Origin of the sequence: Rhodococcus sp. 14-2483-1-2 (assembly GCF_002259405.1) — a bacterium.
Lineage (GTDB): Bacteria > Actinomycetota > Actinomycetes > Mycobacteriales > Mycobacteriaceae > Rhodococcoides.
In genome coordinates, this window is record NZ_NPFW01000021.1 from 40,870 (window position 1) to 52,807 (window position 11,938).

The 11,938-nt window shown below is 63.9% G+C and carries 10 protein-coding genes, 1 tRNA gene and 1 pseudogene; 7 read left to right on the top strand and 5 right to left on the bottom strand.

The window, feature by feature from the left end; all coding sequences use genetic code 11:
• Window positions 1-63: 63 nt before the first annotated feature.
• A complete protein-coding gene (locus tag CH295_RS18760) occupies window positions 64-705 on the bottom strand; it encodes a TetR/AcrR family transcriptional regulator (protein ID WP_371828451.1) in 642 nt (213 codons plus the stop codon).
• 380 nt (window positions 706-1,085) lie between these two features.
• Here CH295_RS18760 and CH295_RS18765 point away from each other — a divergent pair, with 380 nt between their 5' ends.
• Window positions 1,086-2,477, top strand: a complete 1,392-nt coding sequence (locus CH295_RS18765; RefSeq protein WP_141217056.1) for a hypothetical protein — start codon at window positions 1,086-1,088, stop codon at window positions 2,475-2,477.
• A gap of 61 nt (window positions 2,478-2,538) precedes the next feature.
• The gene (locus CH295_RS18770; RefSeq protein WP_094741617.1) at window positions 2,539-3,903 is read left to right on the top strand and encodes a dipeptidase; all 1,365 of its coding nucleotides are present in this window, start codon (window positions 2,539-2,541) and stop codon (window positions 3,901-3,903) included.
• A gap of 4 nt (window positions 3,904-3,907) precedes the next feature.
• Here CH295_RS18770 and bcp read toward each other — a convergent pair whose 3' ends face one another.
• Window positions 3,908-4,381 (bottom strand): thioredoxin-dependent thiol peroxidase, encoded by a 474-nt coding sequence (bcp, locus tag CH295_RS18775; protein ID WP_094741618.1) that lies wholly within the window; start codon window positions 4,379-4,381, stop codon window positions 3,908-3,910.
• A 76-nt stretch (window positions 4,382-4,457) separates the two neighbouring features.
• On the opposite strand from bcp, the gene CH295_RS18780 reads away from it, so the two are divergent.
• The 3 genes and pseudogenes from CH295_RS18780 to CH295_RS27550 all read left to right on the top strand — a co-directional run.
• Window positions 4,458-4,679 carry a DUF3618 domain-containing protein gene (locus CH295_RS18780; RefSeq protein WP_032375974.1) on the top strand — a complete coding sequence of 74 codons (222 nt, stop codon included), beginning with the start codon at window positions 4,458-4,460 and terminating at the stop codon, window positions 4,677-4,679.
• A gap of 92 nt (window positions 4,680-4,771) precedes the next feature.
• A tRNA-Lys gene (locus tag CH295_RS18785) sits at window positions 4,772-4,845 on the top strand.
• 439 nt (window positions 4,846-5,284) lie between these two features.
• A pseudogene (locus CH295_RS27550) lies at window positions 5,285-5,560 on the top strand (hypothetical protein); the annotation flags it as partial.
• Window positions 5,561-5,667: 107 nt separating this feature from the next.
• Here CH295_RS27550 and CH295_RS18790 read toward each other — a convergent pair.
• From CH295_RS18790 to CH295_RS18800, 3 genes are all read right to left on the bottom strand, one after another.
• Entirely contained in the window at window positions 5,668-5,928 is a 261-nt protein-coding gene (locus tag CH295_RS18790) for a substrate-binding domain-containing protein (RefSeq protein WP_252342126.1), read from the bottom strand.
• 321 nt (window positions 5,929-6,249) lie between these two features.
• Window positions 6,250-7,023 carry a 2,3-dihydro-2,3-dihydroxybenzoate dehydrogenase gene (locus tag CH295_RS18795; protein ID WP_094741619.1) on the bottom strand — a complete coding sequence of 258 codons (774 nt, stop codon included), beginning with the start codon at window positions 7,021-7,023 and terminating at the stop codon, window positions 6,250-6,252.
• Window positions 7,020-7,916, bottom strand: a complete 897-nt coding sequence (locus CH295_RS18800) for an isochorismate synthase (protein ID WP_252342103.1) — start codon at window positions 7,914-7,916, stop codon at window positions 7,020-7,022. The genes CH295_RS18795 and CH295_RS18800 overlap by 4 nt, the downstream gene beginning before the upstream one ends.
• Window positions 7,917-8,417: 501 nt before the next feature.
• On the opposite strand from CH295_RS18800, the gene CH295_RS28290 reads away from it, so the two are divergent.
• Both CH295_RS28290 and CH295_RS18810 read left to right on the top strand, forming a co-directional pair.
• Window positions 8,418-10,127 (top strand): ABC transporter ATP-binding protein, encoded by a 1,710-nt coding sequence (locus tag CH295_RS28290; RefSeq protein ID WP_170945974.1) that lies wholly within the window; start codon window positions 8,418-8,420, stop codon window positions 10,125-10,127.
• An 11-nt stretch (window positions 10,128-10,138) separates the two neighbouring features.
• Window positions 10,139-11,899: an ABC transporter ATP-binding protein gene (locus tag CH295_RS18810; protein WP_094741824.1), complete on the top strand. Its 1,761-nt coding sequence runs from the start codon at window positions 10,139-10,141 to the stop codon at window positions 11,897-11,899.
• The last annotated feature ends 39 nt before the right edge of the window (window positions 11,900-11,938 follow it).

An 11,938-nucleotide genomic window follows, 5' to 3' on the forward strand; every position in this document is an offset into this window, starting at 1 on the left:
CGAGTCAGGCCCGTCCGATCCAGGTGATCGGGCGGGCCTTTCGTCTGTGCGGGCTCGGGTTGCTCAGCCTTGCTCGTTCTCGCTCGCCGAGCCACCGGAACGCCTGCTCTCTTTCTCTGCGACGAGCAGATAGGCCATCATGATGCGTTTGAGCTCGGCGACGGCGTCCTCGTGGCTCTGGCCGTCCTGCACGGAGAAGTTGAGCATCGAGTAGACGATGTGCACCAACACCTGGGCCATGAGGTTGCGGCGATGCCGAGGCGTGCGGGGAGTCAGCGGTCCGAGCATGCGCGAGACCTGCTCGGCGAACTCCCGCTCGTGAATCACCCCGGTTGCGCGCGTCGACGGTGTCGACTGCATGGCGAGCCACACTTCACGGCGAGACGGATCGGTCATCCACATGCCGGCCATGTGGTCGACGAAGTTGTTGAGGAACCGCACCCAATCCAGAGATGGGACCTCGCCGTCGAACTCGGCGAGTTCCTGTTGCACCCCCACGAGGTCCTGGCGGTTGAGCTCGCAGACGATGACGTACTTGTTGGCGAAGAACTGGTACAGCGTTCCTATCGGGAGTTCGGCGCGCGACGCGACTTCCTCGCAGGTGAACGACTCGAAACCCACGTCACTGAGCAGCTCGCGTGAGGCCTGCAGCAGCGCATCGAACTTGCGCTGGCTCCGCTCCTGGGTCGGACGTCGTCGCGGCATGAGCTCCTGAGTCTGTGCCGTCGACTCGAGCGCGGCGTCGAGACGGCGCGAGGACTGGGCACGAGCAGAGGATTCCACCCGGTCAGGCTATCCGGCGAGAGCGCTCGTTATCCACAACGGTCCGGTAGGTCACGTCCGCAGTCTCCGGTTCCGGGTCGGAGACGTGGGTTTCAGCCGGAGGTTTCGAAGAAACCTGGGGTCGACGACAATTGCTGGTTCCCATTGCTGTGACAAACTCCAAGACGGATCTGGACCAATTTAACCGTCAACAGGTATGGTTCAGGTAACAGAATCAAATTCCGTGCAGGGTGCTCGTCGTTCGGATCCGCTGGATGACGTTCATGGTCGGGTGCCTCCACCCTGAGCACAGGGAGACTGCCATGGCAACCATTGGTATAGCGATCGAATCTGGCTCGATGCAGACGATTCTTGTCGAGCCGGCCTCAGGCGAGGTTCTCGCCGATCGGACGACGCCACTCGACCCAGACGCGGCCACTGTACTGACCGAAGCGATCGAGATCATGCGTGCCGAGGCCGCGACCCTCGACGCCGACGTCGACGCAGTGGGCGTGGTGTATCGAACCGAAACCGAGCGCGCCGAGTTCGCAGCAGCCCTGGGGGACGAATCCGCGGTGCTGTCGTCCGCGTCCGAGTCGTTCCTCGGCTGGCTCGCAACCTCGAAGGAGTTCGCCGACGCGAAGACCGTCCTTCTGTACTACATGGGCGAGGCGGGCGTCTCCATCTCTCTCGCCGACGCAGCCGACGCCTCGATCACTCCGGCGAAGACTGCTGCGCTGGACTCCATGTCGCCCGAGCGAATCGGCAGCACCATTCCACTGGCGTGGGAAGTGGTGGATCAATCCGGCAAGAAGCCCGAGTTCGTGGCCCTGTTCGGTGACTCGTCGAGTAGTCGAGACCTGGTCGACATCCTGTCCCTCGGGCTCGGCGTTGCCGTCGTACGCGTGGGTGCTGCGGACCAGGTCGCGGCGCGAGGAGCTGCGCTGCTGGCACGTCGGGACGAGCCGGCAGTGGTGGCCGCTGCGCCGGCTGCATCGGCGATCGCCGACTCGACGTCGGTCGAAGCCGCGGACGCCGAGGTCGTCGCAGCCGACGAGGCCGATGCCGAGATTGCCGACGCCGAAATTGCGGACGCCGAACCCGAGGCCGAGGAGACCGTCGAGGTAACGAAGGCTGCGGATCTCGACACGGCGGTAACGCCGCTTCCGGTGCCCGCAGTGCTTTCGGTTGCAGGCGCGAAGCCGGCCCGGTCGGCAGGATCCGGACGCAAGCTCGTGCTCGCCGCAGTGCTGCTGGCCGGGGTGCTCTCCGCAGGTGTCGCGGTCGCTGCGACGTTGCCGGGTGAATCCGAGACGACTGCAGAGCAGAGCGTCGATCGACGCGATGCCGGTGCGGATCTGGCGGGGGCAACCAGGCAGGCGGATCCGACGACGTCCGATCCCGTTGCGGTGGTGGTGCCGCCGGTGCCGGCCGTTGTGCCGCCGCTCGAGACGATTCCCCCGACAGTGGACGCATCGACAGTTGCCGAGCCTGCACCGACGACCCAGGCCTGGGCAACGCAGGATCCGCCACGTCCGGCTGCCGAAGCCCCGCAGCCGGCACCTGCACCGACCAGGGTGGATCCGCCACAGTTCACCGTTCCTGTTCCCGTTCCTGAGCCGGGCAAGTCACCCGAACAGCTCGAGCAGGAAGCGTGGGACCGGCACTGGCAACAGACGGGGCAGTGGTTCGAGCAGGAGTTCTCCGGCGGCTGACGGTGACGAGTGATGACAGACTGGCTACGGCCCGTCTGTCATTTTCTCGTTTGGAGGATTCATGCCCGCCGATGCGCGACCCGTCGACGTTCGATCTGCAATCGCATCGCAGATGCCCCGAGCGAAATCGGAGTTGGCAGAGTTGGTCCGGTTCGCCTCGGTGCACGATCCCCGGCAGTTTCCGGTCGAGGAATGCACGGGTGCGGCGCAGTGGGTGCAACGGGCCTTCGTCGACGCAGGCATTCCCGACGTCCAACTGATCGAGACGGTCGACGGCTCTCTGGCGGTGGTCGGTTCGCGGCCGGCTCGCGCGGGAGCGCCGACCGTTCTGCTGTACTCGCACTACGACGTTCAACCTCCGGGTGACGGATCACTCTGGGACACCGAGCCTTTCGATCTGACCGAACGGAACGGTCGTTGGTACGGGCGGGGTTCGGCGGACTGCAAGGGCAACGTGATCATGCATCTGCTGGCGCTACGGGCGCTGGGGGAGTCGCTCGAGGTCGGCGTGCGGATCGTCTGTGAGGGTTCGGAGGAGATGGGCACCGGCGGGTTGGAAGCGCTCGTGGAGCAGCGCCCCGAACTGTTTTCGGCAGACATGGTGGTCATCGCCGATACCGGCAACGCGAAGGTGGGTCTACCGACGGTCACCACCACGCTCCGCGGTATCGCGAACGTCGTAGTGTATGTGGAAACCCTTGCCGGAGAAGTGCACTCGGGCATGTACGGCGGGCCAGCGCCCGATGCTCTCGCCGCGTTGGTGCAGGTGCTCTCGACGTTGCGCAACGAGCAGGGCGACACCGTGGTCGACGGACTGGACGGAACGCAGACCTGGGACGGGGTCGAGTACGACGCCCAGCAGTTCCGTGCCGATGCCGGCGTGCTCGATGGCGTCGGGCTCGCGGGTTCGGGCTCGGTGGCCGAGGCGGTGTGGGCGCGGCCTGCTCTGACGATTCTGGGGATCGACTGCCCACCGGTCGTGGGTTCGGCTGCTGCGATCTCGCCTCGTGCGTCGGCACGGCTCAATTTGCGGGTGCCGCCGGGAATGGAACCGCAGCGGGCTCAGGATGCGTTGGTGGCTCACCTGGAGGCGCGTACGCCATGGAATGCGCGGGTCACCGTCGAGCGTGAGGCGATCGGGTCGCCGTTTCGGGCCAGAACCGACGGGCCGGGTTACGCGGCGCTGTCCGAGGCGTTGGAGGAGGCCTTCGGGCATCCCATGGGGACGGCGGGGCAGGGCGGGTCCATTCCGCTGTGCAACGCGTTGGCTCAGGTGCTGCCGGACGCCGAAATCGTGCTGATGGGCGTCGAGGAACCTCGGTGCCGGATCCACGCTCCCAACGAGAGCGTGGACCCGACGGAAATCGAGAAGATGGCCGTCGCGGAGGCGTTGTTCCTGCAGCGGTTGGCCGGCTCGGACGAGTGAGGTCTCAGACCGCTAGATCGCGGCGGAGCTTGGCGACGTGGCCGGTGGCGCGGACGTTGTACTGCGCCACCTCGATCTTGCCTGCTTCGTCGACGAGGAACGTGGAGCGGATGACGCCCTCGTAGACCTTGCCGTAGTTCTTCTTCTCCCCGAATGCGCCCCACGCCTGCAGGGTCGTCTTCTCCTCGTCGGAGAGCAGCGGGAACGTCAGCTCTTCCTTGTCGCGGAACTTGGCGAGCTTGGCCGGCTTGTCGGGGGAGATGCCGATGACCTCGAGGCCTTCGCCGTTGAGCTCGGCGAGACTGTCGCGGAAGTCGCAGGCCTGCTTGGTGCAGCCCGGGGTGCTCGCGGCGGGGTAGAAGTACACGATCACCTTCTTGCCTGCGTAGTCGGCGAGAGAGACGTCGTTGCCGTCGGCATCGGGCAGGGTGAACGCCGGAGCGGTGTTGCCCGGCTCGAGCTTGCTGTATTCGGTCACCGCACGAGAGTATCGAAATATCGTCGTGCTCTAGGCTCGACTGCGACCGAGACTATTTGCAACAGCTGGAGGACACGTGGCCAAGGACACCGACCGAATCGAGCGCGAGATCGAGGCCGCTCGCAATCAGCTCGCCAGCACCCTGGACGAGCTGAGCGTCCGTGCCAGCCCCAAGAACATCGTCGCCAACACCAAGCAGTCCGTGGTGGCCAAGCTCAACGAGCCGGCAGTGAAGTTCACCCTCCTCGGAGTGGGCGCAGTGGTGGCAGTTCTCGTGGTTCGCAGGATCTTCAACTGACACGACAGGCGCTCCGACCAGCCGATTTCACATCTGGCGGCATCTGCTGTTAATGTTTCTCCCGCACCGCAGAGAACACGCGGTGCGGATCGGCGCCATTAGCTCAGTTGGTTAGAGCAGCTGACTCTTAATCAGCGGGTCCGGGGTTCGAATCCCTGATGGCGCACAACGAGTGCCCTTGAACAGCGTTTACGCTGGTCAGGGGCACTTTTTGTTGTCCGTATATGTCTGGGAGTCGGCGAGCTTCGCGAAAATGGACAGCTCCGTGACCTGCGGGTTCTCAAGCGGCGTAGGGAGTTTCGGAGACTTGACTCTTAATCGCGAATACTGGGAGTCAGGTTCCGGCTGCTATGCCGATGACCTGCGAGTTGTGTACCGGATTCGCACCGCCGGGCAGCTGATGGACGCGTGTGGATGCTCCAGTCATCACTTACTCATCACTTTGAGTCTTCACGATCCCAACCGGCCAGTTTCCGTGGGCACTTTGCGTGGCCGCAGCCATTCCGCTCCACCGCGTTGGCCGTGGACCCGGGCTCGGGGAGTCCACGTTGACCACGCAGGACGACGTGCTGCTCACGGGCACATCGGCGCAGCCACGGGGTCGGCTCTACCACCTATTGTTTCCGAGTCCGGCCAAGGAGCGGGCCGAGCACCGCGACAAGTACGGCGACAAGTCCGGGTTATCGGCGAACCAGTTCTTTTACGGTCTGCGCCAGGGTGACGAACAGAGGGTGCGGTTGGAGAAAGGAGACGACCTGCTGATCGGACTCGAGGCCATCTCCGAGCTCGACGAGTCCGGGATGCGGACAGTGATGTGCATTCTAAACGGGCAATTGAGGCCAGTATCGGTGCGGGACAGGTCGATCTCCCCGACAACACCGCGTCCTGCATATCGGACGCTGGGTCGCCGGTTACGTAGTCCGAGATCGCGCCCACTCGTCGACTGCGCGGACTCGGGGATGGGGGCGATGTTGGTCAGTTCGCTGTATTACTCCTCGCCGATCGGTTGGCGGCCAACGATCAGGTCGGGTGCAGCCAGGGCGATCGCTTCTAGTTGCACGTCGCCGAGTGCGGTGACACCGATGGACGGTAGCTCCTGCGATGCGGTTCTGACGAGTGTGTGCAGTCCACCGCCGAGGGTTCCTGTCGCGACGACCGGGGCTCCGAGTTCGTCGAGTGTCTGCAATCCGACGTATGCGTCCAGGCTTACCACTTGCTTCGGGGTAGCCGGGATTTCGACTGGACCCATCGACGTGTCGATTGTGCGAGTGGGGTTTTGTGCGGTGGGGGATCCGCCTCCAGTTCGACGCCGTAGGCGGTCGAAGTCAGCGATCAGCCAGAAGGCCGACGTGCGGGGTTCGCTCGGCCAACCTGTGGATTTGGAAAAATCACGATGTCAGTATCGACCCTGCCCGGCAGTGAATTTTTACAACTCAGAGAGGTGAGCGCGGACTCGAACGGGCGCGTGCTGCCATGGAGTGCCTCAGCTCAGGATGGCTGCCCGCGATTGGTGTTTCGAAACGCGAGCGAATCTACAGGCGCACGCCGGGCCTCTCGTCTTCACGGAACGTCACGCACGCAATGTAGCTCCACCATCAACGTAGAGAGATTGCATGGTGATGTGGCGTGCGCGCGTCGACAGCAAGAACTCGATGGCATCGGCAACGTCCTCTGGTGAAGCGATACGTCCCAATGGAATCCCAACCTTGTAGGTTGGAAGGTCCCCGTCGATCACACCACGCGCATTGTTGTCGTCACTCGGGTCGTCCCACATCGAACGCTGCATGTCGGTGTCGGTGGAGCCAGGAGCGACGATGTTCGCTCGAATTCCATACTGAGCGAGTTCGAGTCCCAGGATCCGCGTCAGCATTGTCGACGCGGCCTTGGATGATCCGTATGCGCCCATCGACATCCTGGGCACCCCTGCGGAATTGGATCCGACGACGACGATCGACCCGCCGCGTCGCTGCCTCATCTCCCGGCCGACGGCCTGGACCACGTTCAGTAGTCCGAAGAAGTTGACGTCGAATACCTCTCGAAACTCCTCGATGCTCGAGTCGAGGATGCTTCCTGTGTCGAGTATTCCGGCGACGTGCGCGAGCGAGGTGATCGGGCCGACCGTCGATTCGATCTCGGTGACGGCGGAGAACACCGAGTCCCGGTCGCGTACGTCGAGCACATGGGTGGTGACGGGTTGCTGCGAGGTTTTTGTTGCGTCTGAAGTCTCGTCGAGCCGATTCTGATCGAGATCGACGAGTGCGAGGCGGTGGCCTGCGGTTGCCAATCCGGTGGCGACAGCACGACCGATTCCGCTTCCGGCACCGACCACGAGAGTGATTGTCACAGCTGCACTCCCAGTGCGTTCAAGACGGTGCCGAACTTTGTGGTCGTCTCGCGTAACTCCGCTTCGGGGTCCGATTCAGCGACAATTCCACCTCCCGCGTAGGCCACGACATCGCGGCCGTCGCCGCTGATCTCGGCGCATCGAATGGATACCATCCATTCGCCGTCGCCATTGTGATCGCACCAGCCGACGGCACCGGCATAGAAGCCTCGCTCGCCTTCGAGTTCGTCGATGAGGCCGTATGCCAGCTCGGTCGGGGTGCCGCATACGGCGGGCGTGGGGTGCAGGGCAAGGGCCAGATCGAGTGCGGTGGTTGTCTGCTCGCGTAAATCGCCGCGTATCGGTGTGCCGAGATGCCATAGCTGTGGTGTGTGGGTGACGGTGGGAGTGTCGGGTATATCGAGATCGTGGCAGAAGGGCGACAGCGCGGCACGAATGGCGTCGACGACGAACGCATGCTCGCGTAAGTCCTTCGGGGACTGCGAGAGGCGTTGGCACGCATTCCAATCCGTTGTCGGGTCGGGATCCCGTGGTGCCGATCCTGCCAACGGGTGGCAGGTCACGACTCGTCTCTGTTTGCGTACCAGTACCTCAGGGCTCGAACCCACCAGTGAGCGTCCGACGTACGAACCCCCGGCTGCGCCGAGGTCGACGTAATACCCGTTGCGGGAGGGGTTGTCGGCGATGAGTGCTGACAGCAATGAACGGGGATCGACGACGCCATCGGGTCGAAGGGTGAGTGTTCGCGCGAGTACCACCTTCTGCAGCGGTGTCGACTCGCAGCGTAGGACGTCCAGTGCGGTGCGGAGTCGGTCGAGGTGTTCGACCTCTCGAGGATCGTCGACGACGAATCCTGGCAGATCCGGCAGAGCGCTCGCTGGTGACCACGGCATCGCTGACACGGTGAACTCCAGCGGAGCAGTCAGCGCGCTCGGTGATCGCCTGGAGAATGGAAGTGCGCCGACGATGGCATCGACTGCTCGTCCATGAAGGGCCTCGGCGGCCGCTTCGGCGTCATCGAATTCTGCTCGGACACCAGCTGCTGTCACTGTCCGGTGGGGCCGAGACAGGACGAATGTGTCTGTGAGCCATGGTTTTGCAGTATCGATGGTAGAAAACGCCGTTGCGGAGTGAAAAGTCATGTCGTCCTTCGTCTAGTCCCGGCTCCAACTGTTGGCCGGCCCTCGCGGTTGAGCCCTGGGGTATGCACTCCCAAGCATGCTTCCATGTAGGTTAGGGTAGGTTACGCTAATTACTTCACCTGACAAGGATGCACTGTTTCGAATGAAGAGCTTCACTTGCGGCGTACCGGATACTCGGGGAACCGGTCTCGTGGCGTCCCTCGCGGAACTACCTGTAGGTCGTGCACCGCTCGCGGACGAACTCACATGCCGATGAAGCTACCGATCCTGTTCGACGCGCCCGCCGAGCCGCTGCGTACCGGTGACATCGCCGTCACGAGTGCGACCACCCCTCGTCAGCTGACGGTCCGCACCATGTTCTCGGCGAAGAAGTACACGGTCCCGGCTGGGGTCCTGCTCGTAACGCATCAACTGGGTGCTGCGCTGATTCCCGTCATCATGGGACTTGCGATCGACCGTGCGATCAGTGCCCGCGACCCGAGACAGCTGATTCTGTGGACTGCGGTGCTGGCCGTCGACTATGCGTTCGTATCGTTCACCTTTCGTTTCGGTGGCCGCATCGGTTTTCTGGGCATGAACGCTGTTCAGCACCGAGTGCGCACCGAGATCACCGACCGCATCCTCGATGCCCGAGGAATGGCCGGGCCGGACCGGCAGCCGGGCATGTTGTTGAGCATCGCAACCTCCGATGCCCGTCACATGGCGATGGCCGTCGCAATCGTTATCTACCCCCTGGGCGAGTTCGCAGCGGTGGTCTTTGCGGCGCTGATACTGCTGTACGTCTCCTGGCCGCTCGGAGTGGCGATCGCCATCGCGACTCCCCTGATGTTGTGGCTGATGGACCGCGCGGGCAGCCCACTGCGTCGACGCAGCGTTCGACAACAGCAGGTAGCCGGCGAAGCGGCGGGCACCGCAGCGGATCTCGTCAACGGCTTCCGCGTGGTCAAGGGCCTCGGTGCCGAACGCGAAGCGGGTCGTCGGTATCGCGCCGCCAGTGAGCGGGCGCTGCAGGGAACGTTGAGAGCCAATGTGGCGCGCGGCGGTTATCTCGGATCGATGGATGCCGTCTCCGGCTTGTTCATCGCCGGTGTTGCTGTCGCAGCCGGAATGATGGCGCTGAACGGTGCGATGACAGTAGGTCAGTTGATCACCGTCGTCGGGGTTACCCAATTCGTTCTCGGGCCCCTGCAAGCGTTCGCTTCGAACTTCGGGACGATCTGGGCAGGTGCACTCGCCTCGGCGGAACGCGTACTGACTGTGCTGCAGGCACCACCGAGGACGAGGAACACACAGACGCCGGATACTCCCCGCGGCTTCGATCTCGAAGTCTCCGCTGTGCCTTGCGGCCGCGAGTCTGTCGCCGACTTCCTGGTGCGTGAGGGAGAGCTCGTGGCCATCGAGTCGGATGCGCCGACGACGGCGGCGTTGGCGGAGGTGCTTGCGGGTCTGGTTCGGCCCGTCTCCGGAACGGCGACGATCGGCGGCGTCGGCATCGACAGTATCGAACGGAGTTGTCGCAGAAAGGCTTTGATTGTCGCGCCTCACGAAAGCGATTTGTTCGAGGGAACTATCGCGGACAATATCTCGATGTCCGGGCAAGTTTCGGGCGATGCGGTTGCCCGAGCACTCTTGGCCGCCGCGTGCGACGACGTGGCCGCATCGCTGCCGGACGGACTCGATACCGATGTGGGCGAAGCCGGTCGATTGCTCTCCGGCGGCCAGCGGCAAAGGGTTGCGTTGGCTCGGGCGCTGGCGTCGGACCCAGAGATTCTCGTTCTTGTGGATCCGACGACAGCCGTCGACTCGGTCACGGAATCGATCATCGCACAGCGTATTACGCAGGCACGCAGTGGTCGAAGGACTCTGATCTTCACTTCGTCACCAGCGTTGCTCGCTGTTGCGTCGAGACAACTCGGAGTCGGACCGACGTCGCAGGACGAGACTCTGGAGAACGCTCGGTGACCGTTCGCACAATGTCCGCACCTTCCGGGGCGCTTCCTGTCGCCGACGCACGCGCAGTGCGAGCGGAAGTTCTCCGTTCGCTGCGCGGACAGGGACTTCGACTTCTCGCTGTAGTGGTGACCATGGTGGTCGGAGCAGCGCTGGGACTCGTCGCCCCCTGGGCCCTCGGCCGGACTGTCGACACCGTTCTCGATGACGGCAGCGCGCGGGACATCTGGCAGCTGGGTCTTGCAATGGTCGCTGCCGCAGCGGGATTCGCCGCCTTCACAGCACTGGGCGTCGTGCTCTCGTCGAGGCTGTTCGAGACGGCGCTCGCTCGGCTGCGGGAAAAAATGTTCGCAACGAGTGTCGGTCTCCCGCTGGAGCGGGTGGAACGGTCGGGTAGCGGCGATTTGATCTCTCGCGCCACCGACGACGTCGACGAGGTGTCGTCAGCGATCGGAACCGTCGTCCCGGCGTTGTCGAGCTCGTTGTTCACCATCGCGGCGACCACCGTGGGGCTGACAGCGCTGGACTGGCGATTCCTCGGTGCCATCGTGTTGGTGGTTCCGGTGTACGCACTCGCAGTGAGGTGGTATCTGCGCACTGCGCCCGGAATATACGCGTCCGAGCGAGCGGCCATGGGTGCCCGGGCGCAGCAAGTTCTCGGTTCGGTCCGAGGCCTGCGCACAGTGCACGAGTACGACGTCGGCCCGACGCTGGCGTCCCGGATCGGCACCCACTCGTGGGAAGTGGTGCGATGGTCGATGCGCGCCCGGATCGTGCAAAATCGCTTCTACGGCAGATTGAACGCCGCCCAGTTCCTGTCCATGGCCAGTTTACTGGTGATCGGCTACTACCTCGTCGGAGCCGAGGCACTCACGGTCGGCGCAACGACGACGGCAATGCTGTTCTTTCTCAGGCTGTTCGAGCCGATCGAGAGCCTGTTGCTCGTCATCGACGAACTGCAGTCTGCGCTGGCATCCCTCGCGCGCATCGTCGGAGTGATCGACACCGGTGCCGACAAAGGAGCGCTCACGAGAACGCCGACGATGCCGGATTCCTTTGTGTTGGAGGCGAAGAATGTCACGTTCGGGTATTCGCCGAGCCGACCGGTTCTGAGCGGCGTCGACATCCGTCTGGAGCCAGGGGAGAAGGTCGCACTCGTGGGCGCGTCGGGAGCGGGAAAGACCACGCTTGCGGCCGTGCTTGCCGGGGTGCGGTCACCCGACTTGGGCCACGTCGACTTCGGTGGCATCGACCTCAAAGATGTTCCGGATACCGAACGTGCACAGTGGATCACGCTCGTGACGCAGGAGGTTCATGTGTTCACCGGTACGCTACGCAGCGATCTCGCGTTGGCGAACCCGAGCGCAGACGATGCCGACATGGAAGCAGCGTTGCGAACCGTTCTCGCGGGGGACTGGTTCGACCTACTTCCCGACGGGTTGGACACCCAGATCGGCGACGCCGGCCATCCGCTGACTCCGATGCAAGCGCAGCAACTGGCGTTGGCGCGCGTGGTACTCGCCGATCCGCCCGTCGCGATTCTCGACGAAGCGACCGCGGACGCGGGCAGTGCGGGGGCCTCCCTGCTGGAACGCTCGGCCGATGCTGCACTCGAGGGTCGCAGTGCGCTGATCGTGGCGCACCGCCTAGGGCAGGCGCGTCGAGCAGATCGAATTCTGTTGATGGACAACGGGAAGATCGTCGAAGAGGGCGTGCACGAAGCGCTGATGGAGAGTGGCGGCGAGTACGCGCAACTGTGGGAAGCCTGGAGTCGGCACCGCTAGTGACCGGGCTGCACGCGCACATCTCCGCAGAATGAGAAC

Bases quoted from the DNA above. Each gene is read 5' to 3' on its own strand.
- CH295_RS18760 (WP_371828451.1), bottom strand. From the start codon at position 705: ATGCCGCGACGACGTCCGACCCAGGAGCGGAGCCAGCGCAAGTTCGAT.
- CH295_RS18765 (WP_141217056.1), top strand. From the start codon at position 1,086: ATGGCAACCATTGGTATAGCGATCGAATCTGGCTCGATGCAGACGATT.
- CH295_RS18770 (WP_094741617.1), top strand. From the start codon at position 2,539: ATGCCCGCCGATGCGCGACCCGTCGACGTTCGATCTGCAATCGCATCG.
- CH295_RS18790 (WP_252342126.1), bottom strand. From the start codon at position 5,928: ATGGGTCCAGTCGAAATCCCGGCTACCCCGAAGCAAGTGGTAAGCCTG.
- CH295_RS18800 (WP_252342103.1), bottom strand. From the start codon at position 7,916: ATGCCGTGGTCACCAGCGAGCGCTCTGCCGGATCTGCCAGGATTCGTC.
- CH295_RS28290 (WP_170945974.1), top strand. From the start codon at position 8,418: ATGAAGCTACCGATCCTGTTCGACGCGCCCGCCGAGCCGCTGCGTACC.
- CH295_RS18810 (WP_094741824.1), top strand. From the start codon at position 10,139: ATGTCCGCACCTTCCGGGGCGCTTCCTGTCGCCGACGCACGCGCAGTG.